Here is a 22,895-nt window from a genome sequence, read left to right on the forward strand (position 1 = left end):
TTTACCTAATATCCGAACCCGAAATGATGCGCCGGCATAGCTCAGTTGGTAGAGCAACTGACTTGTAATCAGTAGGTCCCGAGTTCGACTCTTGGTGCCGGCACCATTTTTCTGGAGGGGTTCCCGAGTGGCCAAAGGGATCAGACTGTAAATCTGACGGCTCAGCCTTCGAAGGTTCGAATCCTTCTCCCTCCACCATTTTCTAGGTAGTTAGGTAGCCTAAATAGGTTGCGCGGATGTCGTATAATGGTATTACTCCAGCCTTCCAAGCTGATAACGCGGGTTCGATTCCCGCCATCCGCTCCAAATTTGTTCGCTGATATGGCTCCGTTGGTAGAGCGCACCCTGAATAAGGGTGAGGTCGGCAGTGCGAATCTGCTTACCAACACCAGCTTGTTCATGAATAAACTTCCTAACCCTAAATAATCGATTCGATGTCATTCTTATGCATCGGATTTTTACTATATGTGTTTTCATCACCAAGATAATTGGACTGAGGCAATACCATGGCAAAAGCTAAATTTGAACGTAACAAGCCCCATGTAAACGTGGGCACCATCGGTCACGTTGACCATGGTAAAACAACTTTAACAGCAGCAATTTCTGCCGTTTTGTCTAAAACTTATGGTGGTGAAGTTAAAAACTTCGCACAAATCGATAACGCTCCAGAAGAGCGTGAGCGCGGTATTACAATTAATACTTCTCACATCGAATATGACACACCAATCCGTCACTACGCACACGTAGATTGTCCAGGTCACGCGGATTATGTTAAAAACATGATTACCGGTGCTGCACAGATGGACGGCGCAATCTTAGTAGTTGCTGCTACAGATGGCCCAATGCCACAGACTCGTGAGCACATTTTGCTTTCACGTCAAGTAGGCGTACCTTTCATCATCGTATTCATGAACAAGTGTGACATGGTAGATGACGAAGAATTACTAGAATTAGTAGAAATGGAAGTGCGTGAGCTTCTTTCAGAATACGACTTCCCAGGTGATGATTTACCAGTAATTCAAGGTTCAGCTCTTAAGGCACTAGAAGGCCAGCCAGAGTGGGAAGCTAAAATTCTTGAGCTTGCAGAAGCCCTAGATACTTATATTCCAGAACCAGCTCGTGACATCGACAAGCCATTCCTACTACCAATCGAAGACGTTTTCTCGATTTCAGGTCGTGGTACAGTGGTAACAGGTCGTGTTGAACGTGGTATCGTTCGCATATCAGACGAAGTTGAAATTGTTGGTGTTCGTCCAACAACTAAAACAACGTGTACTGGTGTAGAAATGTTCCGCAAGCTACTTGACGAAGGTCGTGCTGGCGAAAACTGTGGTGTGTTATTACGCGGAACTAAGCGTGATGACGTTGAACGTGGTCAAGTACTAGCTAAGCCTGGTTCAATTAACCCACACACAACATTCGAATCAGAAGTGTATGTGTTATCAAAAGAAGAAGGCGGACGTCATACTCCATTCTTCAAAGGTTACCGCCCACAGTTCTTCTTCCGTACCACAGACGTAACAGGCACAATTGAGTTACCAGAAGGCGTAGAAATGGTTATGCCTGGTGATAACATCAAGATGGTTGTTACTTTGATTTACCCAATCGCGATGGACGACGGTTTACGTTTTGCTATCCGTGAAGGTGGCCGTACAGTTGGTGCAGGTGTTGTGGCTAAAATTATCGCGTAATAGCGAGTTTAGTGAACACTGAAAAAGGAAGCTTCGGCTTCCTTTTTTGTTTTTCAGGTGAAGTTTGTACTAAAAATTGATTTTTTGATTGATTTGTTACGCTTACTTTACCTGTATTGTTGCGAACAAAGCTGAATAAGAATACAATCTATGGCCGATTTTTGACCCTGTGCTTATGCATTTTCTGGGAAAGTTCGGAAATGCGGATTTGGTAAATATGTTGTTTACCAAGCTAAGCCCAGGTCGTAGTGAGTAACGGAATTAACCGATGACAACAAATACTGAAAACCAGAGTAACTCTTTGGATATCGTTAAGTGGGGCGTAGCTGCATTGCTAATTGCTACTGCTGTTATAGGCAATCAATTTTATGCAGATGTTAATGTTGTAGCTCGTGTTGCTGGGGTAATAATTGCCTTCGCTATTGCAGGTATCATTGCGCTGCAGACAAGCAAGGGTAAGCAGGCACAATCTTTTGCTAGAGAAGCCCATATTGAAGTGCGTAAAGTCGTTTGGCCAACTCGCCAAGAGGCGCTAAACACAACCTTTATTGTACTTGCAGCTACTGCAGTAATGGCATTAATCCTTTGGGGATTTGATGCGGTATTATTACGAGTAGTCAATTTAATTACTGGCGTATAGGCATCTGAAAATGACTGAAGTTACAGAAGCAAAAAAAAGATGGTATGTGATCCAAGCCTTTTCTGGCTATGAAGGCCGTGTGCTTAAAACACTGCTTGAACATATCAAAATGCACAATATGGAAGAATTCTTCGGCGAGATATTAGTTCCAACTGAAGAAGTTGTGGAAATGCGTGCAGGACAACGTCGTAAAAGCGAACGTAAGTTTTTTCCTGGTTACGTACTGGTCCAGATGGAAATGAATGATGATAGCTGGCACCTAGTCAAAAGTATTCCTCGTGTAATGGGCTTTATTGGTGGTACATCAGATCGTCCAGCACCTATTTCAGACAAAGAAGCTGACGCTATTTTACAACGACTTCAGGATACTGTTGAATCTCCAACTCATCGTATTATGTATGAGCCTGGTGAAGTGGTTCGTGTTTGTGACGGTCCATTTGCAGACTTTAACGGAACAATCGAAGAAGTCGATTACGAAAAGAACCGCATTAAGGTTTCTGTGATGATTTTCGGCCGTTCAACACCAGTAGAGTTAGATTTTCATCAGGTTGAAAAAAGCTGATTAAATTAACTACAAATAAATATTGTTTGCGGGCGCGGTTTTTTATATAATCCGCACCCGTTGTTTCAGGGGAGCGTATTGGCATGTCGCCAAGATGCGTTTGAACCCATATTGAGGAAATGTCGACATGGCAAAGAAAATTGAAGCTTATATTAAGCTACAAGTAGCAGCCGGTGCTGCAAACCCGTCTCCACCAGTTGGTCCTGCTTTAGGTCAAAAAGGTGTGAACATCATGGAATTCTGTAAAGCATTCAACGCTCGTACTGAAAAGTTCGAGAAAGGTATGCCGATTCCTGTTGTTATCACTGTATATAGTGACCGTTCTTTCACTTTTGAAACTAAGACTCCACCTGCATCTTTCCTACTGCTTAAAGCAGCAGGTCTGAAATCAGGTTCTGGTCGTCCTAATACTCAAAAAGTAGGAACTATCAAGCGTAGCGCTGTTCAGGAAATTGCTGAATCTAAAGCCGCTGATATGACTGGTGCTGATATTGAAGCGATGATTCGCTCAATTGAAGGTACTGCACGTTCAATGGGTTTGGTAGTAGAGGATTAATATAATGGCAAAGCTAACTAAGCGCGGACGCGTTATTCGCGAAAAAGTTGATGTAACAAAACAGTATGACATTAGCGAAGCTGTAACACTTTTAAAAGAATTAGCGACTGCTAAATTCGTAGAAAGTGTTGACGTTGCTGTTAACCTAGGTATCGATCCTCGTAAATCAGATCAAAACGTGCGTGGTGCTACTGTACTTCCACATGGTACTGGTCGTGACGTTCGTGTTGCTGTATTCACTCAAGGTGCTAACGCTGAAGCGGCTAAAGCTGCTGGCGCAGAACTTGTGGGTATGGAAGATTTAGCGGCACAAGTTAAAGCTGGCGAAATGAACTTTGACGTTGTTATCGCATCTCCAGATGCAATGCGCGTTGTTGGTATGTTAGGTCAAATTTTAGGCCCACGCGGTTTAATGCCTAACCCTAAAACTGGAACAGTAACGCCAAACGTTGCTGAAGCAGTTAAGAATGCCAAAGCCGGTCAAGTTCGTTATAGAAACGACAAAAATGGTATTATCCATACAACTATCGGTAAAGTTACATTTACTACTGAACAGTTGAAAGAAAACTTAGAATCGTTAGTGTCAGCACTGAAAAAGGCTAAGCCTGCAGTTGCTAAAGGCATTTACGTGAAAAAGATTAGCATCTCTACCACTATGGGTGCAGGTGTTGCTATCGACCAGGGTTCTCTGGAAGAAGCGAAGTAATATACAAAGCGCGCATATTAGTCTATAATGTGCGCACTTTGTGGGTTGAAGCCGCTTTTATACAATAACGTTATCGTTTTTGCATAATTGAGTCGGTTTCCGTCCAAGACCGCAGGTGTTAATTGTAAGATTAACTTAATTTCCAGCGTAGACGGTGTCAGGCCCCAGCTAAATTTTTTTTACTGGAAATCTGCACCGTAAGTAATTAAGCACATACGTGTTTAATTTGGTAAATACTAGGGAATTCCCTAGGTAGAATCCAGGAGTAAAGCCAATGGCATTAAGACTCGAAGACAAAAAGGCAATTGTTGCTGAAGTCAACGAAGCTGCCAAAGGTGCACTTTCTGCAGTTGTTGCCGATTCACGCGGCGTGACTGTAGGTGCTATGACCGGTCTGCGTAAAGCTGCTCGCGAAAATGGTGTGTTTGTACGTGTAGTACGTAACACACTTGCTCGTCGTGCAGTTGAAGGTACAGCTTTTGAGTGCCTAGCAGAAACGTTCACTGGCCCAACTTTGATAGCTTTTTCTCTAGAGCACCCAGGTGCAGCAGCGCGTCTTTTAAAAGACTTCGCTAAGGGACAAGCAAAATTTGAAGTTAAAGGTGCAGCTTTCGAAGGGATGTTTATCCCTGCAGCTGATATTGATCGTTTAGCGAAACTACCAACTTACAACGAAGCACTAGCTCAGTTGATGATGACTATGAAAGAAGCATCTGCTGGCAAATTCGTTCGTACATTGGCCGCCCTTCGCGATCAAAAACAAGACGCCGCTTAATTTTAAGCAGGCAGCTTAATAAAATTGAATTCAGAACAATAGGAAATATTTCTAATGTCTATCACTAAAGACCAAATCTTAGAAGCTTTCGCAGCAATGTCTGTAATGGAAGTTGTTGAACTAATCGAAGCAATGGAAGAGAAATTCGGCGTTTCTGCTGCTGCTGCAGTAGTTTCTGGTGGCGATGCTGCTGTTGCTGCTGAAGAGCAAACAGAATTCGACGTTATCCTTACTTCACATGGCGAAAACAAAGTAGCAGTTATTAAAGCTCTTCGTAGCGCTACAGGTTTAGGCCTAAAAGAAGCTAAGACTATGTCTGAGTCTTCGCCAATCGCTGTTAAAGAAGCGGTTTCTAAAGAAGAAGCAGCAACTCTTAAAGAAACTCTAGAAGCTGCTGGTGCTTCTGTTGAAGTTAAGTAAGCTATAGTATAGCTTGCATCACCCAAGTAATTGGGTGAAGGCTGGCGGTTTTTTAACCGTCGGCCTTTTTTGCGCTCTATGCGCAGGCGATTTTTTTTCACCGTTTGTCGCCAGTTTTAGCAGTCCCTAGCAGAGATTACTGGTTAGGTTCTTGCCATCAACGGTGATGGGCAAACGTGCTGATTTAATTATATTATTTCAGTCTTGGTCACATCTCGTAAGCAGAGGAAACCCATGGTTTACTCCTATTCTGAAAAGAAGCGTATTCGCAAAGACTTTGGTAAGCGTCCAAAAGTTTTGGACATCCCTTATTTATTGTCTATCCAGTTAGACTCTTTTAAGAAGTTCACCGATCAAGACCCTACGGGTGAGCGTGGCTTTGAAGCTGCATTCCGTAGCGTTTTTCCTATCAAGAGCTTTTCTGGTTATTCTGAGCTGCAATATGTCAGTTACAAACTAGGTGAGCCAGTTTTTGATGTGAAAGAATGTCAGATCCGCGGTGTTACTTATTCGGCTCCACTTCGCGTTAAATTGCGCATGGTGTTGTTTGACCGTGAAGCTGCTGCTGGCACTGTTAAAGATATTAAAGAGCAAGAAGTCTATATGGGTGATATCCCATTGATGACTGATAACGGAACGTTCGTTATTAACGGTACTGAGCGTGTAATCGTGTCTCAGTTACACCGTTCTCCAGGTGTATTCTTTGATCATGACCGTGGTAAAACCCACTCTTCTGGTAAGGTGCTGTATAACGCACGTATTATTCCTTACCGTGGTTCATGGCTTGATTTTGAATTTGATCCTAAAGATGCTCTATTCGTTCGTATTGACCGTCGTCGTAAATTACCGGCTACTATCATTTTACGAGCGCTTGAATATTCAACTCAAGATATCCTCGATTTATTCTTCGAGCGTATTGAGTTTAATATTAAGAAAGACTCATTAGTCATGTCACTTGTGCCTGACCGTTTACGTGGTGAGACTGCCGGTTACGACATTAAAGATGCCGAAGGCTCTTTATTAGTTGAAGCGGGTCGTCGCATTACAGCGCGTCACATTAAGCAACTTGAAAAAACCAACACTACTGAGCTAGAAGTACCAGTAGATTATATTGTTGGTAAGTATGCTGCACAAGACTATATAGATGAAGATACTGGTGAAGTATTAGTCACCGCAAACAGTGAGATTACCTTAGAAGATTTAGCTAAGTTATCACTTGCTGGTATTAAGAGAATTGATACTTTATTTATTAATGATCTTGATCATGGTGCTTATATTGCTGACACATTACGTATTGATTCAACGACTAACCGCTTAGAAGCGTTAGTTGAAATCTATCGTATGATGCGTCCTGGTGAGCCACCAACTAAAGATGCTGCTGAAGGTTTATTCCAAAACCTATTCTTCAGTGAAGAACGTTATGACTTATCTAAAGTAGGTCGTATGAAGTTCAACCGTCGTCTTGAGATTGCTGAAGATGAAGGAACTGGTGTGTTGTCAAAAGATGACATCGTAGCAGTGATGAAGAAAATCATTGAAATCCGTAACGGTGACGATGAGGTCGATGATATTGACCATTTAGGTAACCGTCGTATTCGTAGTGTCGGTGAAATGGCTGAAAACCAGTTCCGTGTTGGTTTAGTCCGTGTTGAGCGTGCTGTTCGTGAGCGTCTATCTTTAGGCGATTTAAACGAGCTGATGCCACAAGACTTGATTAACGCGAAGCCAATTTCTGCTGCAGTGAAAGAATTCTTTGGTTCTTCACAGTTGTCACAGTTTATGGATCAAAACAACCCGCTATCAGAAGTAACGCATAAGCGTCGTATTTCTGCGCTTGGCCCTGGTGGTTTGACTCGTGAGCGTGCAGGTTTTGAAGTTCGTGACGTACATCCAACTCACTACGGTCGTTTATGTCCAATTGAGACTCCAGAAGGTCCAAACATTGGTCTAATCAACTCGTTAGCAAGTTTTGCACGCACTAACTCGTATGGTTTCCTAGAAACACCTTATCGCAAAGTGGTTGATGGTGTGATTACTGATGAAGTTGAATACTTATCAGCAATCGAAGAAGGCCGTTATGTGATCGCTCAGGCGAACATCGAAGTTGATGCAAATGGTCGTATGGCTGAAGAGCAAATTGCTTGTCGTCACAAAGGTGAATCAACCTTTATGCGTGCAGCAGACGTTCAGTACATGGATGTATCACCACAGCAGATTATTTCTGTTGCGGCATCATTAATTCCGTTCTTAGAACACGATGATGCTAACCGCGCATTGATGGGTGCAAACATGCAACGTCAAGCGGTTCCTACACTACGCGCTGATAAGCCATTAGTCGGAACGGGTATTGAACGTACTCTTGCTGTTGACTCTGGTGTAGTTGTTGTCGCTAAACGTGGTGGTGTGGTTGACTATGTTGATGCTAGCCGTATCGTTGTTAAAGTAAATGAAGATGAGTTACGCGCAGGCGAAGCCGGTATCGACATTTATAACTTAACTAAATATACCCGTTCAAACCAAAACACTTGTATTAACCAACGTCCTTGCTGTTCTGTTGGTGAACCAGTGGTTCGTGGTGATGTATTGGCTGATGGTCCATCTACCGATTTAGGTGATTTGGCTCTTGGTCAGAACATGCGTATCGCGTTCATGCCTTGGAACGGTTATAACTTCGAAGATTCGATCTTAATTTCTGAGCGCGTTGCGCAAGAAGATCGATTTACTACTATCCATATTCAAGAGCTTTCGTGTATTGCTCGTGATACTAAATTGGGTAGCGAAGAAATCACGGCTGACATTCCAAACGTAGGTGAGTCTGCTTTATCTAAATTAGATGAATCAGGTATCGTTTATATTGGTGCAGAAGTGAAGGGTGGCGACATTCTTGTGGGTAAAGTGACACCAAAAGGTGAAACACAGCTAACCCCAGAAGAGAAGCTACTCCGAGCAATTTTTGGTGAAAAAGCGTCTGATGTTAAGGACAGTTCATTACGTGTTCCTAACTCAGTGAAAGGCACCATCATCGACGTACAGGTGTTCACCCGTGACGGCGTTGATAAAGACAAACGTGCGCTTGAAATTGAAGACATGCATGTTCGCCAAGCTCGTAAAGACTTAGGTGAAGAGTTCAAGATCCTTGAAGAAGGCGTATTGGGCCGTGCACGTAACTTGTTACTGTCTGTAGGTTACTCTGAAGCTAAGTTAGCTGAGATCCCACGTAAAGACGTATTGATTCAAGTTATCGACGATGAAACTAAACAAACTGAATTAGAGCAGTTAGCTGAACAGCACGAAGAGCTAAAAGCTGACTTTGATAAAAAGTTTGAAATTAAGCGTCGTAAGATCACCCAAGGTGATGACTTAGCTCCTGGCGTACTGAAGATTGTTAAGGTTTACCTTGCAGTTAAACGTACTATTCAGCCTGGTGATAAGATGGCGGGTCGTCATGGTAACAAAGGTGTTATCTCGAAGATTTGTCCAGTTGAAGATATGCCATACGATCATGAAGGTAACCCTGTAGACATCGTACTTAACCCATTGGGCGTACCATCGCGTATGAACATCGGTCAGGTACTTGAAGTCCACATGGGCGCCGCTGCGAAAGGTATTGGTAATAAGATTACCGCAATGCTTGAAGAGCAGCGTGAAATTGCTGTGCTTCGTGATTACATCAAGCAAGTTTATGAATTAGGTGATGACGTGCTTCAGCGCGTTGATATCGATTCGTTCACTGATGATGAAGTGGTGCGTTTGGCGACCAACCTTAAAGGTGGTATTCCAATTGCGACACCAGCATTCGACGGTGCTAAAGAGAAAGAGATCAAGCAAATGCTTGCTCTTGCAGGCTTACCTGAGTCTGGCCAGTTGACATTATGTGACGGCCGTACCGGTAACGAATTTGAGCGTAAAGTAACCGTTGGTTACATGTATATGCTTAAATTGAACCACTTAGTTGATGACAAGATGCACGCTCGTTCTACGGGTTCGTACAGCTTAGTGACTCAACAACCATTGGGCGGTAAAGCTCAATTCGGTGGTCAGCGTTTCGGTGAGATGGAAGTGTGGGCACTTGAAGCATACGGTGCTGCTTATACTCTACAAGAAATGCTAACAGTTAAGTCAGATGATGTTAACGGTCGTACTCAGATGTATAAAAGCATCGTCGACGGTAACCATCAGATGCAACCTGGCATGCCTGAATCCTTCAACGTATTGTTGAAGGAAATTCGTTCACTTGGTATTAATATCGAGTTGGACCAAGAGTAAGCATCGCACTTAAGCAATGTTTGGTAACCAAGGGTGCTTTGCATCAGCAAAGCACCTGGTTTAACTCCTTCAGGAGAGAAACGTGAAAGACTTATTAAAGTTTCTTAAGCAGCAAAGTAAGACTGAAGAATTTAACGGTATTAAAATTGGTTTGGCCTCGCCAGACCTAATCCGTTCTTGGTCTTTTGGTGAAGTAAAGAAGCCAGAAACCATTAACTACCGTACATTCAAGCCTGAACGTGAAGGTTTGTTCTGTGCGCGTATCTTTGGTCCAGTTAAAGATTACGAATGTTTGTGTGGTAAATACAAACGTTTGAAGCACCGTGGTGTTATTTGTGAAAAGTGTGGCGTAGAAGTTACCCAGACTAAAGTGCGCCGTGAGCGTATGGGTCACATTGATCTGGCTAGCCCAGTTGCCCACATTTGGTTCTTAAAATCACTTCCGTCACGTATTGGCTTAATGCTAGACATGACGTTACGTGACATAGAACGCGTACTGTATTTCGAATCATTTGTTGTGATCGAGCCTGGCATGACCACGCTTGAGCGCGGCCAAATGCTAACCGAAGAAACGTATCTTGATGCGTTAGAAGAATACGGTGACGAGTTTGAAGCTAAAATGGGTGCTGAAGCGGTTCTTGAATTGCTACGAGCTATCAACTTAGCTGAACAGATCGAGCAAATGCGCGAAGAGTTGCCTTCAATTAACTCTGAAACCCGTCGCAAGAAGGTCACTAAACGCCTTAAGCTGATGGAAGCATTCTTCACATCTGGTAACAAGCCAGAGTGGATGATCTTAAAAGTATTACCGGTTCTTCCACCTGATCTACGTCCATTGGTGCCGTTAGATGGTGGTCGTTTCGCGACATCTGATCTTAATGATCTATACCGTCGTGTGATCAACCGTAACAACCGCTTAAAGCGTCTGTTAGATTTAGCTGCGCCTGACATTATCGTACGTAACGAAAAACGTATGTTACAAGAGTCAGTTGATGCGCTATTAGATAACGGTCGTCGCGGTCGTGCTATTACTGGTTCTAACAAGCGTCCGCTTAAATCTCTTGCTGATATGATCAAGGGTAAGCAAGGTCGTTTCCGTCAGAACTTACTTGGTAAGCGTGTTGACTATTCAGGTCGTTCGGTAATTACCGTAGGTCCTACTTTACGTCTGCATCAGTGTGGTCTTCCTAAGAAGATGGCGCTTGAGCTATTCAAGCCATTTATTTACGGCAAGCTAGAAGCCCGTGGTTTAGCGACTACGATTAAAGCTGCTAAGAAAATGGTTGAACGCGAACAGGCTGAAGTATGGGATGTGTTAGACGAAGTAATTCGTGAACATCCAGTGATGCTTAACCGTGCACCAACACTTCACAGACTAGGTATTCAAGCATTTGAACCTGTTCTGATTGAAGGTAAAGCAATTCAATTACATCCGTTAGTTTGTGCGGCATACAACGCCGACTTCGACGGTGACCAAATGGCGGTTCACGTTCCATTAACGCTTGAAGCTCAGTTAGAAGCTCGTGCGCTAATGATGTCAACCAACAACATTTTGTCACCTGCCAACGGTGAGCCAGTAATTACGCCGTCTCAGGACGTTGTATTAGGTTTGTACTACACCAGCCGAGAATGTATTAACGGTCGCGGTGAAGGTATGGCATTTGCTGACGTGTCGGAAGTAGAAAAAGCTTACGCCACAGGTGTTGCAGAACTACATGCTCGCGTTAAAGTGCGCATTACCGAAACACACATCGCAGAAGATGGCGAAAGAACTAAAGCAACTCGTATCATTGATACTACAGTTGGTCGTGCTCTTTTATCATTAATTTTGCCTGAAGGCTTATCATATGATTTGGTTAACCAAAACATGGGTAAGAAGCAAATCTCTAAGTTGTTGAACACTTGTTATCGTCAACTAGGTCTTAAAGATACCGTTATCTTTGCTGACCAATTGATGTATACCGGTTTCCGTTTTGCAACCATTTCTGGTGCCTCTGTTGGTATCGATGACATGGTTATTCCAGACGAGAAGTACACCTTAGTAGCTGATGCTGAAGCTGAAGTGCTTGAAATTCAAGAGCAGTTCCAGTCAGGTCTTGTTACTGCCGGTGAGCGTTACAACAAAGTCATCGATATCTGGGCAAGCGCGAACGAAAAAGTATCTAAAGCGATGATGGAAAACCTGTCAACTGAGACAGTGATTAACCGTGATGGTGTACCTGAGCAACAAGCTTCGTTTAACAGTATCTATATGATGGCTGACTCGGGCGCTCGTGGTAGTGCTGCACAGATCCGTCAATTAGCAGGTATGCGTGGTTTGATGGCTAAGCCTGATGGCTCAATCATCGAAACCCCAATTACAGCTAACTTCCGTGAAGGTCTAAACGTACTACAGTACTTTATTTCTACTCACGGTGCGCGTAAAGGTCTTGCCGATACAGCATTGAAGACAGCTAACTCGGGTTATCTAACTCGTCGTTTAGTAGACGTTGCACAAGACTTAGTGGTTATCGAAGATGACTGTGGTGTTGAACATGGTCTAACAATGAAACCGCTTATTGAAGGTGGAGATGTTGTTGAACCATTACGTGAACGTGTTCTAGGACGTGTGGTTGCTCTTGACGTAATGAAGCCAGGTACAGAAGAAGTGCTTGCTCCACGCAACACACTTCTTGATGAAGCTTGGTGTAATACGTTAGAAGAACACAGTATCGATGAAGTTATTGTACGTTCAGTCATTACTTGTGACACAGACTTTGGTGTGTGTGCAGCGTGTTACGGACGTGACTTGGCTCGTGGTCATATTATTAACCACGGTGAAGCGATTGGTGTTGTTGCTGCGCAGTCTATTGGTGAACCTGGTACTCAGTTAACCATGCGTACGTTCCACATTGGTGGTGCGGCATCTCGAGCTTCTGCAGAAAACAACGTTCAAGTTAAGAACGCGGGTTCTCTGAAGCTACACAATGCTAAGCATGTTTCTAACATTGACGGTAAGCTTGTTATCGTATCTCGTTCATCAGAACTTGCCATTATCGATGAGTTAGGTCGTGAGAAAGAACGTTATAAAGTGCCTTATGGTACCGTATTAGAAAAACTGGAAGAGAGTGAAGTTGCAGCAGGCGAAATCATCGCTAACTGGGATCCACATACTCACCCAATTATTTCTGAAGTTTCCGGTAGCGTAAAATTCGTTGATATGATCGATGGCGTTACTATGACTCGTCAAACTGATGAGTTAACTGGTTTATCTTCTGTCGTTGTACTCGATGTAGGTGCACGTACGTCAGCAGGTAAAGAATTACGTCCAGCTATTCGCTTAGTCGACGCCGATGGTAATGACTTAATGATCCCTGGTACAGAAGTACCAGCTCAATACTTCTTACCGGGTAACGCTATTGTCTCTAAAGACGATAACGCGAAAATCAACGTTGGTGATCCATTAGCACGTATTCCACAAGAATCGTCTAAAACTCGTGATATCACCGGTGGTTTGCCACGTGTTGCTGACTTATTCGAAGCTCGTAAACCAAAAGAGCCTGCAATTCTTGCAGAAATCTCTGGTACGATTTCCTTCGGTAAAGAGACAAAGGGCAAGCGTCGTCTAGTGATTACTCCAGCCGATGGCAGTGAGCACTACGAAGAAATGATTCCTAAGTGGCGTAACCTAAACGTGTTCGAAGGTGAAAAAGTCGAACGTGGTGAAGTTATTGCTGACGGTCCAGAAGCGGCACATGACATCTTACGTCTTCGTGGTATACACAACGTAGCAAACTATATTGTGAACGAAGTACAGGATGTTTACCGTCTACAGGGCGTTAAGATCAACGACAAGCATATCGAAGTTATTATTCGACAAATGCTACGTAAGTGTTTAATTAGCTCAGCAGGCGATAGTGATTTCCTTGCAGGTGAACAAGCAGAAGTATCACGCGTGAAGATTGCTAACCGTGAGCTAGTTGCTCAAGGTAAAGCTCCTGCCACGTTTGAGCGTGAATTACTGGGTATTACCAAAGCTTCTTTGGCGACCGAATCATTCATCTCTGCAGCCTCGTTCCAGGAAACCACTCGAGTGTTAACTGAAGCGGCCGTTGGTGGTAAGAGCGATCCATTGCGTGGTTTGAAAGAAAACGTAATCGTAGGTCGTTTGATCCCAGCGGGAACAGGTTATGCTTATCACAAAACTCGTAACGAAGAACGTGCTAAAGCAGCAAGTTCTCGTGGCAAAGTGGAAGCTAAAACTGTCACTGCAAGTGAAGCTGAACAGAACCTAGCAGATCTCTTAAATTTAGCTGGCAGCTAAGATTAAGTTAATTTTTTGTTAAAAAAGGCGCCAATGGCGCCTTTTTTGTTGGAATTTGCATGAAAAGTTGGCTATTTCTTGACAGATAGCGATTACCTTTCTAAAATTCCGCGTCCCACCATTGTGGGATATAGATTTTTCACACCTAATTGTTGAGTTTAAATCAACTGTCGGAGCTATACATGGCAACTGTTAACCAGTTGGTACGTAAGCCACGCACGCCAAAAGTCGAAAAGACTAATGTGCCTGCGTTGAATGCGTGCCCACAAAAACGTGGTGTTTGTACTCGTGTGTACACAACAACACCTAAAAAACCAAACTCTGCACTACGTAAAGTAGCTCGTGTGCGTCTAACTAACGGTTTCGAAGTTACTTCGTACATCGGTGGTGAAGGCCATAACTTGCAAGAGCATAGTGTAATTCTAATCCGTGGTGGTCGTGTTAAAGACTTACCTGGTGTGCGTTACCACACTGTTCGTGGCGCATTAGATTGTGCAGGCGTGACTTCACGTCGCCAAGGCCGTTCTAAATACGGTGCTAAGCGTCCTAAGTCTTAACGTATCCCGTTAGAAGTAAGGCCAAGCTAGTATTATTTAACATTCCAGTTTTGGAAATACCTGAAGCATACGGAGAATTGATATGCCAAGACGTCGCGTTGTAGGACAACGTAAAATCCTACCAGATCCAAAGTTTCACAGTGAGTTGTTGGCTAAGTTCATCAACGTCATTATGCAAGACGGCAAAAAGTCGACTGCAGAAAAAATTATCTACAAGGCACTAGATGTTGTCGCTGAAAAGAAAAGCGAGAATCATTTAAGTATCCTTGAAGCAGCTCTTGATAACGTTCGCCCATCAGTCGAAGTTAAATCTCGTCGTGTTGGTGGTTCTACTTATCAAGTACCATGTGAAGTTCGTCCTGTGCGTCGTAACGCACTAGCGATGCGCTGGTTAGTTGAAGCTGCTCGCAAACGTGGTGAAAAATCTATGGCTCTACGTCTAGCAGGTGAAATGCTAGATGCGTCTGACAACAAAGGTACTGCGGTTAAGAAGCGTGAAGACGTGCATCGCATGGCTGAAGCTAACAAAGCCTTCGCCCATTACCGTTGGTAATATGATGGAGCGGGCTTCGGCCCGCTCCATATTGTTGATATTGCTAAAACCAAAAGTTTTAGTTGAGAGGGTATAAATAGTGGCTCGTATAACCCCAATTGAGCATTATCGTAATATCGGTATTGTTGCTCATGTGGATGCAGGTAAAACTACCACAACAGAACGTGTTCTGTTCTATACCGGTATGTCTCATAAAATCGGTGAGGTGCATGACGGCGCTGCCACGACAGATTGGATGGTACAGGAGCAAGAGCGTGGTATTACTATCACTTCTGCTGCAGTAACAACCTTTTGGCGCGGTATGGATGCTCAATTTGCCCAACACCGAATTAATATCATCGATACCCCAGGTCACGTAGACTTCACAATTGAAGTCGAGCGTTCATTGCGCGTACTTGATGGTGCAGTAGTTGTATTCTGCGGATCATCAGGCGTTGAACCACAATCTGAAACCGTATGGCGTCAAGCTGATAAATACCACGTTCCACGTATTGTATTTGTTAACAAGATGGACCGTGCAGGTGCAGATTTTGATCGAGTTATAAAACAAATCCGTAACCGTCTTGGTGCGACTTGTGTTCCTATTCAATTGAATATTGGAGCAGAAGAGAACTTCAAGGGTGTTATCGATTTAATTAAGATGAAAGCTATTAACTGGTCTGAAACAGATCAGGGTATGACTTTTACTTATGAAGACATTCCTGCAAATTTAGCAGCAAAAGCTGCCGAAATGCATGAGTATCTCGTGGAAGCAGCAGCTGAAGCCTCCGATGAACTGATGAATAAATACCTTGAAGAAGGTGAGTTATCAGAACAAGAGATTAAAACAGCTTTGCGCCAGCGCACAATTAATAATGAGATCGTTTTAGCTACCTGTGGTTCTGCATTTAAGAACAAAGGTGTGCAAGCGGTACTCGATGCGGTAGTTGACTTCTTACCCGCACCTAATGATGTTCCTGCAATTACAGGCATTGATGACAGCGAAAAAGAAGTAAAACGCCCACCGGATGATAATGCCCCTTTTGCGGCGTTAGCATTTAAAATTGCGACTGATCCATTTGTTGGAACACTGACCTTTATTCGCGTGTACTCAGGCGTGCTTGAATCGGGTTCTGGTGTTTACAACTCTGTTAAGCAGAAGCGTGAACGAGTCGGTCGTATTGTGCAAATGCACGCAAACGATCGAACAGAACTGAAAGAAGTGCGTGCTGGTGATATAGCGGCAGCTATCGGTCTTAAAGATGTAACAACCGGTGATACTCTTTGCGATAACGATCACAGAGTGATTCTTGAGCGCATGGAGTTCCCTGAACCTGTAATTACCATTGCCGTTGAGCCTCGTTCAAAAGCTGACCAAGATAAAATGGGGATTGCGTTGCAAAAATTAGCAGCGGAAGATCCATCATTCAAAGTTGAGACTGATGACGAATCGGCGCAAACACTGATATCTGGTATGGGCGAATTGCACTTAGACATTATCGTTGACCGTATGCGTCGCGAGTTCGGTGTAGAGTGTAACGTAGGTAAACCGCAGGTTGCCTATCGAGAAACAATTCGTTCTAAAGTTGAAGTGGAAGGAAAGTTCGTACGTCAATCTGGCGGACGTGGTCAATTTGGCCATGTTTGGCTAAGAATTGAGCCACTCGAAGAGGGTGCCGGTTACGAATTTGTCAACGAAATAGTAGGTGGTGTAGTTCCTCGAGAATTTATACCTGCTGTTGACAAAGGTATTCAAGAACAGATGAAGAATGGCGTATTAGCCGGCTATCCTGTACTTGACGTGAAAGTTACTTTGTTTGATGGTTCATATCATGATGTGGACTCAAACGAAATGGCATTCAAAATTGCTGGTTCTATGGGCTTTAAACAGGGGGCGCTAGAAGCGACTCCGGTGTTGCTCGAACCTTGTATGAAAGTAGAAGTGACTACACCTGAAAATTATATGGGCGACGTTGTAGGTGATTTAAACCGCCGTCGTGGCATAATCGAAGGTATGGATGATGGCATCGCAGGTGTTAAACTTGTCCACGCAGTAGTACCTTTATCTGAAATGTTTGGTTATGCGACTGATTTGCGCTCTGCATCTCAGGGTCGTGCTTCATACTCTATGGAGTTTTTGAAGTACGCTGATGCACCGCAAAACATTGCAAAAGCGATTATAGAATCTCGTAACTAATATTGGTTACGGCATCAATGTTATATTGCTCGAATTAATCGAGCACTTCTGAAAAGAAAGGAATATATCGTGGCAAAAGCTAAATTTGAACGTATTAAGCCTCACGTAAACGTGGGCACCATCGGTCACGTTGACCATGGTAAAACAACTTTAACAGCAGCAATTTCTGCCGTTTTGTCTAAAACTTATGGTGGTGAAGTTAAAAACTTCGCACAAATCGATAACGCTCCAGAAGAGCGTGAGCGCGGTATTACAATTAATACTTCTCACATCGAATATGACACACCAATCCGTCACTACGCACACGTAGATTGTCCAGGTCACGCGGATTATGTTAAAAACATGATTACCGGTGCTGCACAAATGGACGGCGCAATCTTAGTAGTTGCTGCTACAGATGGCCCAATGCCACAGACTCGTGAGCACATTTTGCTTTCACGTCAAGTAGGCGTACCTTTCATCATCGTATTCATGAACAAGTGTGACATGGTAGATGACGAAGAATTACTAGAATTAGTAGAAATGGAAGTGCGTGAGCTTCTTTCAGAATACGACTTCCCAGGTGATGATTTACCAGTAATTCAAGGTTCAGCTCTTAAGGCACTAGAAGGCCAGCCAGAGTGGGAAGCTAAAATTCTTGAGCTTGCAGAAGCCCTAGATACTTATATTCCAGAACCAGCTCGTGACATCGACAAGCCATTCCTACTACCAATCGAAGACGTTTTCTCGATTTCAGGTCGTGGTACAGTGGTAACAGGTCGTGTTGAACGTGGTATCGTTCGCATATCAGACGAAGTTGAAATTGTTGGTGTTCGTCCAACAACTAAAACAACGTGTACTGGTGTAGAAATGTTCCGCAAGCTACTTGACGAAGGTCGTGCTGGCGAAAACTGTGGTGTGTTATTACGCGGAACTAAGCGTGATGACGTTGAACGTGGTCAAGTACTAGCTAAGCCTGGTTCAATTAACCCACACACAACATTCGAATCAGAAGTGTATGTGTTATCAAAAGAAGAAGGCGGACGTCATACTCCATTCTTCAAAGGTTACCGCCCACAGTTCTTCTTCCGTACCACAGACGTAACAGGCACAATTGAGTTACCAGAAGGCGTAGAAATGGTTATGCCTGGTGATAACATCAAGATGGTTGTTACTTTGATTTACCCAATCGCGATGGACGACGGTTTACGTTTTGCTATCCGTGAAGGTGGCCGTACAGTTGGTGCAGGTGTTGTGGCTAAAATTATCGCGTAATAGCGAGTTTAGTGAACACTGAAAAAGGAAGCTTCGGCTTCCTTTTTTATTTCCAAAAATTAACAATCATTAGTAGCATTAACACATAAAATGTGTAGAATGCGCGGCAGTTGATTGTAAGAAGACTTTTAGAAGACTATTTACACAATGGGCTTGATCTTAGAAAGAAGATCTGTATAATTGCTCACTCGCTGACTAGTCAGCGTAAATTAAAATGTTTAGCCAGTTTGGTTACTCATTTACATAGCGACTCCGATTGGGAGTCGAACGGTTAAATCATCTCGCTCTGCGTTCCTAAAAGGAAAATGCTAGAGGGTGATTTTTTATATGTCCATTTTAGGAGCTCTGGTCAATGCAGAACCAAAGAATCCGTATCCGTCTGAAAGGCTTCGATCATCGTTTGATTGATCAGTCTACAGCGGAAATCGTTGAAACTGCTAAGCGCACAGGCGCGCAGGTACGTGGTCCTATTCCACTACCAACTCGCAAAGAGCGTTTTACCATTTTGATCTCTCCGCACGTTAATAAAGATGCACGTGATCAGTACGAAATTCGTACCCACAAGCGTTTAGTTGACATCGTAGAGCCAACAGAAAAGACAGTAGACGCATTAATGCGTTTAGATCTTGCGGCTGGTGTCGACGTTCAGATTAGCTTAGGTTAATTGAGATCCTTAGAAGAGGTTTGAGAGATGGCTATCGGTCTTATCGGTCGTAAAGTGGGTATGACTCGCATCTTCACTGAAGATGGTGTTTCAATCCCAGTAACAGTAATTGAAATAGCTGGCAACCGAGTTACTCAAGTGAAAACTTTAGAAACTGACGGTTACCGTGCACTTCAAGTGACTACTGGTACCAAAAAAGCCAATCGCATCACTAAAGCAGAAGCAGGTCACTTTGCCAAGGGCGGCATCGAAGCCGGTCGTGGTTTGTGGGAAATGCGTTTAGCAGATGGTGAAGGCGAAGGCATTGAAGTTGGTGCTGAGCTTAATGTTGATATTTTCGCAGAAACTGTGAAAGTAGACGTTACCGGTCAATCAAAAGGTAAAGGATTTCAAGGCGGTGTTAAGCGTTGGAACTTCCGTACCCAAGATATGACTCACGGTAACTCTTTGGCACACCGTTCGAATGGTTCTATCGGTCAGAACCAAACGCCTGGTCGTGTATTCAAAGGCAAGAAAATGTCAGGCCATATGGGTGCTGAACAAGTAACAACTCAAAATCTACACGTTGTACGTGTTGATGCAGAGCGTAACTTGTTATTAGTGCGCGGCGCAGTTCCAGGCGCTACCAATGGTGACTTGATTATCAAGCCAGCAGTTAAAGCTTAAGGTCTGAGGAGATAGTAATGGAATTGGTATTGAAAGACGCGCAGAGCGCTCTTGAAGTTTCCGAAACTACCTTCGGCCGTGACTTTAACGAGGCATTGGTTCATCAGGTAGTTGTAGCTTACGCTGCAAACGCACGTCAAGGCACTCGTGCCCAAAAGACGCGCGCGGAAGTAACTGGCTCAGGCAAAAAGCCTTGGCGCCAGAAAGGCACTGGCCGCGCTCGTGCCGGTAGTGTTAAAGGCCCGATCTGGCGTGGAGGTGGCGTAACATTCGCTGCTAAAACTCAAGATCACAGCCAAAAAGTTAACAAGAAAATGTACCGTGGTGCTCTTAAGAGCATTCTGTCTGAATTGGTACGTCAAGAACGTCTAGTCGTTGTTGAATCGTTTGGTGTTGATGCTCCTAAAACTAAAGAGCTGAAAGCTAAATTGAAAGCAATGAACTTAGAAGATGTTCTTATTGTTACTGCAGAAGTTGATGAGAATTTATTCTTAGCAGCTCGCAACTTATACAAGGTTGATGTGCGTGACGTAGCGGGTTTAGACCCAGTTAGTCTAATTGCATTCAACACTGTTCTTGTTACTGCTGATGCAGTGAAGCAAATCGAGGAGATGCTAGCATGATCCGCGAAGAACGTTTGCTAAAAGTTATTCTAGCTCCTCACATCTCTGAAAAGAGTACTGTGGTTGCTGAGAAAAACAACACTGTAGTTTTCCGCGTAGCAATCGATGCAACTAAAGCAGAGATTAAAGCTGCAGTAGCGAAGCTATTTGAAGTTGAAGTTGATTCGGTTCGCACTTTAGTTAACAAAGGCAAAACCAAACGTACCGGTGGCCGTGTAGGTCGTCGTAGCGATTGGAAAAAAGCTTATGTTACTTTAGCTGCTGGTGCTGACATTGATTTCGTCGGCGGCGCTGAATAAGCAAAGGAGAATTATCATGGCAGTTATTAAGTGTAAGCCAACCTCTCCAGGTCGTCGCCACGTAGTTAAAGTGGTGAATACGGACCTGCATAAGGGTAAACCTTTTGCTGGCCTGTTGGCGAAAAAAACTAAAAGTGGTGGCCGTAACAATACTGGCCGTATCACTGTACGCCACGTAGGTGGTGGACATAAGCAGCACTATCGTATTGTTGACTTTAAACGCAACAAAGATGGTATCCCTGCGAAAGTTGAACGTCTTGAATACGATCCAAACCGTACAGCGCACATCGCGTTAGTACTTTATGCAGATGGTGAACGTCGTTATATTCTTGCTGCAAAAGGCATGAAAGCTGGCGACCCAATCAAATCTGGTTTGGATGCAGACATCAAGACTGGTAACGCTATGCCGTTACGCAACATTCCAGTAGGTAGTGTTGTACACGCTGTTGAGATGAAGCCTGGTAAAGGCGCTCAGATCGCACGTTCAGCTGGTGCTTATGTACAAGTTGTTGCTCGTGATGGTGCTTATGCAACTCTACGTCTTCGCTCTGGCGAAATGCGTAAAGTTCCTGTAGATTGCCGCGCGACATTTGGTGAAGTTGGTAATGCCGAACACATGCTACGCCAGTTAGGTAAAGCAGGTGCTAAGCGCTGGAGAGGCATACGCCCTACAGTTCGCGGTGTTGCAATGAACCCAGTAGACCATCCACATGGTGGTGGTGAAGGCCGTACTTCTGGTGGACGTCATCCAGTGAGTCCATGGGGTGTGCCGACTAAGGGTTATAAAACTCGTAGCAACAAGCGCACTGATAAGTACATCGTACGTCGTCGTAATAAATAGTAAGAGGATTCGCCATGCCACGTTCTCTCAAGAAAGGTCCCTTCATTGACCTGCACTTGCTGAAGAAGGTAGAGAAAGCGATGGAAGCGGGAGATAAAAAGCCAATTAAAACTTGGTCTCGTCGCTCAATGATCATCCCTAATATGATTGGGTTGACCATCGCTGTCCATAATGGTCGTCAGCACGTACCTGTGTTCGTAACTGACGAAATGATCGGTCACAAGCTTGGTGAATTTTCACCAACTCGCACTTATCGCGGCCATGCTGCAGATAAGAAAGCGAAGAAGCGTTAATACGGGAGGAATAAGATGGAAGTTTTAGCTAAACATCGTTTTGCTCGTACGTCTGCGCAGAAGGCCCGTCTAGTTGCTGATCAAATTCGTGGATTGTCTGTTTCAAAGGCACTCGAAATTTTGACATTCAGCCCCAAGAAAGCCGCCGTACTAGTTAAAAAAGTACTTGACTCAGCTATCGCAAACGCCGAACACAACGAAGGTGCTGACATTGATGAGCTTAAAGTTGGAGCCGTCTTCGTAGATGAAGGCCCAACAATGAAGCGTATCATGCCACGTGCTAAAGGCCGCGCTGATCGTATCATGAAGCGTACCAGCCACATTACTGTGGTTGTATCAGATCGCTAGGAGAAGAGAGCAATGGGACAGAAAGTACATCCTAATGGTATCCGTCTGGGTATCACTAAGCCTTGGATCTCTACCTGGTACGCAGATAAGTCAGACTATGCAAATAATCTGAACAGCGACTGGGAAGTGCGTCAATATTTAACTGAAAAGTTAAAAGCCGCATCAGTATCTAAGATTGTAATTGAACGCCCAGCGAAAAGCATCCGCGTTACTATTCACACTGCCCGTCCAGGTATTGTGATTGGTAAGAAAGGTGAAGACGTTGAAGTATTACGTGCATATGTGTCTAAAATCACAGGCACTACTGCTCAAATCAACATCGCTGAGATTCGTAAGCCTGAATTAGACGCTAAGCTCGTTGCTGACTCTATTGCTCAGCAGTTAGAGCGTCGTGTTATGTTCCGTCGTGCTATGAAGCGCGCAGTACAAAACGCAATGCGCATTGGTGCTCAAGGTATCAAAGTTCAAGTGAGTGGCCGTTTAGGCGGCGCTGAAATCGCGCGTGCAGAATGGTATCGTGAAGGTCGCGTACCTTTGCATACTCTACGTGCTGATATCGACTACTCAACCGCTGAAAGTCACACTCAATACGGTGTGATTGGTATTAAAGTTTGGATCTTCAAAGGCGAAGTTCTAGACGGCTTAATTCCAGCGATTGAAGAGCCAAAGCAGCAACCTAAGCGTAAGCCTCGTGGTAAATAG

At 43.9% G+C, this 22,895-nt stretch carries 21 protein-coding genes and 4 tRNA genes; all 25 read left to right on the forward strand.

Annotation, left to right across the window (positions count from 1 at the left end; genetic code table 11):
• Positions 1 to 30 precede the first annotated feature (30 nt).
• The 25 genes from EGC82_RS01840 to rpsC all read left to right on the forward strand — a co-directional run bounded on the left by EGC82_RS01840 (position 31) and on the right by rpsC (position 22,895).
• Positions 31 to 106: transfer RNA gene (locus EGC82_RS01840), tRNA-Thr, on the forward strand.
• A gap of 7 nt (positions 107 to 113) precedes the next feature.
• Positions 114 to 198, forward strand: a tRNA-Tyr gene (locus EGC82_RS01845).
• Positions 199 to 232: 34 nt separating this feature from the next.
• Positions 233 to 306 (forward strand) — tRNA-Gly (locus EGC82_RS01850).
• 9 nt (positions 307 to 315) lie between these two features.
• Positions 316 to 391: transfer RNA gene (locus EGC82_RS01855), tRNA-Ile, on the forward strand.
• A gap of 115 nt (positions 392 to 506) precedes the next feature.
• Complete coding sequence (tuf, locus tag EGC82_RS01860; protein WP_124729261.1) at positions 507 to 1,691, forward strand: elongation factor Tu; 1,185 nt, start codon at positions 507 to 509, stop codon at positions 1,689 to 1,691.
• A 268-nt stretch (positions 1,692 to 1,959) separates the two neighbouring features.
• Positions 1,960 to 2,331: a preprotein translocase subunit SecE gene (gene secE / locus EGC82_RS01865; protein ID WP_124729262.1), complete on the forward strand. Its 372-nt coding sequence runs from the start codon at positions 1,960 to 1,962 to the stop codon at positions 2,329 to 2,331.
• A 10-nt stretch (positions 2,332 to 2,341) separates the two neighbouring features.
• Positions 2,342 to 2,893, forward strand: a complete 552-nt coding sequence (gene nusG, locus EGC82_RS01870) for a transcription termination/antitermination protein NusG (RefSeq protein ID WP_124729263.1) — start codon at positions 2,342 to 2,344, stop codon at positions 2,891 to 2,893.
• Positions 2,894 to 3,020: 127 nt separating this feature from the next.
• Positions 3,021 to 3,449 (forward strand): 50S ribosomal protein L11, encoded by a 429-nt coding sequence (gene rplK / locus EGC82_RS01875; protein ID WP_124729264.1) that lies wholly within the window; start codon positions 3,021 to 3,023, stop codon positions 3,447 to 3,449.
• A gap of 4 nt (positions 3,450 to 3,453) precedes the next feature.
• On the forward strand, positions 3,454 to 4,155 hold the full coding sequence (rplA, locus tag EGC82_RS01880; protein WP_124729265.1) for a 50S ribosomal protein L1: 702 nt from the start codon (positions 3,454 to 3,456) through the stop codon (positions 4,153 to 4,155).
• Positions 4,156 to 4,429: 274 nt separating this feature from the next.
• Positions 4,430 to 4,930 carry a 50S ribosomal protein L10 gene (gene rplJ / locus EGC82_RS01885; RefSeq protein WP_124729266.1) on the forward strand — a complete coding sequence of 167 codons (501 nt, stop codon included), beginning with the start codon at positions 4,430 to 4,432 and terminating at the stop codon, positions 4,928 to 4,930.
• 54 nt (positions 4,931 to 4,984) lie between these two features.
• The gene (gene rplL, locus EGC82_RS01890) at positions 4,985 to 5,350 is read left to right on the forward strand and encodes a 50S ribosomal protein L7/L12 (RefSeq protein WP_124729267.1); all 366 of its coding nucleotides are present in this window, start codon (positions 4,985 to 4,987) and stop codon (positions 5,348 to 5,350) included.
• Positions 5,351 to 5,584: 234 nt separating this feature from the next.
• Positions 5,585 to 9,616, forward strand: a complete 4,032-nt coding sequence (gene rpoB, locus EGC82_RS01895) for a DNA-directed RNA polymerase subunit beta (RefSeq protein ID WP_124729268.1) — start codon at positions 5,585 to 5,587, stop codon at positions 9,614 to 9,616.
• A gap of 82 nt (positions 9,617 to 9,698) precedes the next feature.
• On the forward strand, positions 9,699 to 13,919 hold the full coding sequence (gene rpoC, locus EGC82_RS01900; RefSeq protein ID WP_124729269.1) for a DNA-directed RNA polymerase subunit beta': 4,221 nt from the start codon (positions 9,699 to 9,701) through the stop codon (positions 13,917 to 13,919).
• Between the two features lie 182 nt (positions 13,920 to 14,101).
• Positions 14,102 to 14,476, forward strand: a complete 375-nt coding sequence (rpsL, locus tag EGC82_RS01905) for a 30S ribosomal protein S12 (RefSeq protein ID WP_011635635.1) — start codon at positions 14,102 to 14,104, stop codon at positions 14,474 to 14,476.
• An 82-nt stretch (positions 14,477 to 14,558) separates the two neighbouring features.
• Positions 14,559 to 15,029: a 30S ribosomal protein S7 gene (gene rpsG, locus EGC82_RS01910; protein ID WP_124729270.1), complete on the forward strand. Its 471-nt coding sequence runs from the start codon at positions 14,559 to 14,561 to the stop codon at positions 15,027 to 15,029.
• Between the two features lie 79 nt (positions 15,030 to 15,108).
• On the forward strand, positions 15,109 to 17,205 hold the full coding sequence (gene fusA / locus EGC82_RS01915) for an elongation factor G (RefSeq protein ID WP_124729271.1): 2,097 nt from the start codon (positions 15,109 to 15,111) through the stop codon (positions 17,203 to 17,205).
• 69 nt (positions 17,206 to 17,274) lie between these two features.
• Positions 17,275 to 18,459 (forward strand): elongation factor Tu, encoded by a 1,185-nt coding sequence (tuf, locus tag EGC82_RS01920; protein WP_124729272.1) that lies wholly within the window; start codon positions 17,275 to 17,277, stop codon positions 18,457 to 18,459.
• Between the two features lie 352 nt (positions 18,460 to 18,811).
• Entirely contained in the window at positions 18,812 to 19,123 is a 312-nt protein-coding gene (gene rpsJ / locus EGC82_RS01925; protein ID WP_124729273.1) for a 30S ribosomal protein S10, read from the forward strand.
• 27 nt (positions 19,124 to 19,150) lie between these two features.
• Positions 19,151 to 19,789, forward strand: a complete 639-nt coding sequence (gene rplC / locus EGC82_RS01930; RefSeq protein WP_124729274.1) for a 50S ribosomal protein L3 — start codon at positions 19,151 to 19,153, stop codon at positions 19,787 to 19,789.
• Positions 19,790 to 19,806: 17 nt separating this feature from the next.
• The gene (gene rplD, locus EGC82_RS01935; RefSeq protein WP_124729275.1) at positions 19,807 to 20,412 is read left to right on the forward strand and encodes a 50S ribosomal protein L4; all 606 of its coding nucleotides are present in this window, start codon (positions 19,807 to 19,809) and stop codon (positions 20,410 to 20,412) included.
• Positions 20,409 to 20,711 (forward strand): 50S ribosomal protein L23, encoded by a 303-nt coding sequence (gene rplW, locus EGC82_RS01940; protein ID WP_124729276.1) that lies wholly within the window; start codon positions 20,409 to 20,411, stop codon positions 20,709 to 20,711. Before rplD ends, rplW begins: the two co-directional genes overlap by 4 nt.
• Before the next feature lie 16 nt (positions 20,712 to 20,727).
• Positions 20,728 to 21,552 carry a 50S ribosomal protein L2 gene (gene rplB / locus EGC82_RS01945; protein WP_124729277.1) on the forward strand — a complete coding sequence of 275 codons (825 nt, stop codon included), beginning with the start codon at positions 20,728 to 20,730 and terminating at the stop codon, positions 21,550 to 21,552.
• Between the two features lie 14 nt (positions 21,553 to 21,566).
• Positions 21,567 to 21,845, forward strand: coding sequence for a 30S ribosomal protein S19 (gene rpsS, locus EGC82_RS01950; RefSeq protein WP_006083596.1), 279 nt, complete (start codon positions 21,567 to 21,569; stop codon positions 21,843 to 21,845).
• Positions 21,846 to 21,860: 15 nt separating this feature from the next.
• Entirely contained in the window at positions 21,861 to 22,193 is a 333-nt protein-coding gene (rplV, locus tag EGC82_RS01955) for a 50S ribosomal protein L22 (protein ID WP_124729278.1), read from the forward strand.
• Positions 22,194 to 22,205: 12 nt separating this feature from the next.
• On the forward strand, positions 22,206 to 22,895 hold the full coding sequence (gene rpsC, locus EGC82_RS01960; RefSeq protein WP_124013991.1) for a 30S ribosomal protein S3: 690 nt from the start codon (positions 22,206 to 22,208) through the stop codon (positions 22,893 to 22,895).

Origin of the sequence: Shewanella livingstonensis (assembly GCF_003855395.1) — a bacterium.
GTDB lineage: Bacteria > Pseudomonadota > Gammaproteobacteria > Enterobacterales > Shewanellaceae > Shewanella > Shewanella livingstonensis.

What these genes read in the sequence shown, in the direction of transcription:
- rpsC (WP_124013991.1), top strand. Translation starts at nt 22,206, where the DNA reads ATGGGACAGAAAGTACATCCTAATGGTATCCGTCTGGGTATCACTAAG.
- rplW (WP_124729276.1), top strand. Translation starts at nt 20,409, where the DNA reads ATGATCCGCGAAGAACGTTTGCTAAAAGTTATTCTAGCTCCTCACATC.
- rpoB (WP_124729268.1), top strand. Translation starts at nt 5,585, where the DNA reads ATGGTTTACTCCTATTCTGAAAAGAAGCGTATTCGCAAAGACTTTGGT.
- rpsG (WP_124729270.1), top strand. Translation starts at nt 14,559, where the DNA reads ATGCCAAGACGTCGCGTTGTAGGACAACGTAAAATCCTACCAGATCCA.
- tuf (WP_124729261.1), top strand. Translation starts at nt 507, where the DNA reads ATGGCAAAAGCTAAATTTGAACGTAACAAGCCCCATGTAAACGTGGGC.
- rplC (WP_124729274.1), top strand. Translation starts at nt 19,151, where the DNA reads ATGGCTATCGGTCTTATCGGTCGTAAAGTGGGTATGACTCGCATCTTC.
- rplA (WP_124729265.1), top strand. Translation starts at nt 3,454, where the DNA reads ATGGCAAAGCTAACTAAGCGCGGACGCGTTATTCGCGAAAAAGTTGAT.
- nusG (WP_124729263.1), top strand. Translation starts at nt 2,342, where the DNA reads ATGACTGAAGTTACAGAAGCAAAAAAAAGATGGTATGTGATCCAAGCC.
- rplL (WP_124729267.1), top strand. Translation starts at nt 4,985, where the DNA reads ATGTCTATCACTAAAGACCAAATCTTAGAAGCTTTCGCAGCAATGTCT.
- rplD (WP_124729275.1), top strand. Translation starts at nt 19,807, where the DNA reads ATGGAATTGGTATTGAAAGACGCGCAGAGCGCTCTTGAAGTTTCCGAA.
- rpsS (WP_006083596.1), top strand. Translation starts at nt 21,567, where the DNA reads ATGCCACGTTCTCTCAAGAAAGGTCCCTTCATTGACCTGCACTTGCTG.
- rplK (WP_124729264.1), top strand. Translation starts at nt 3,021, where the DNA reads ATGGCAAAGAAAATTGAAGCTTATATTAAGCTACAAGTAGCAGCCGGT.
- rplV (WP_124729278.1), top strand. Translation starts at nt 21,861, where the DNA reads ATGGAAGTTTTAGCTAAACATCGTTTTGCTCGTACGTCTGCGCAGAAG.
- rpsL (WP_011635635.1), top strand. Translation starts at nt 14,102, where the DNA reads ATGGCAACTGTTAACCAGTTGGTACGTAAGCCACGCACGCCAAAAGTC.
- rpsJ (WP_124729273.1), top strand. Translation starts at nt 18,812, where the DNA reads ATGCAGAACCAAAGAATCCGTATCCGTCTGAAAGGCTTCGATCATCGT.
- secE (WP_124729262.1), top strand. Translation starts at nt 1,960, where the DNA reads ATGACAACAAATACTGAAAACCAGAGTAACTCTTTGGATATCGTTAAG.
- rplB (WP_124729277.1), top strand. Translation starts at nt 20,728, where the DNA reads ATGGCAGTTATTAAGTGTAAGCCAACCTCTCCAGGTCGTCGCCACGTA.
- rplJ (WP_124729266.1), top strand. Translation starts at nt 4,430, where the DNA reads ATGGCATTAAGACTCGAAGACAAAAAGGCAATTGTTGCTGAAGTCAAC.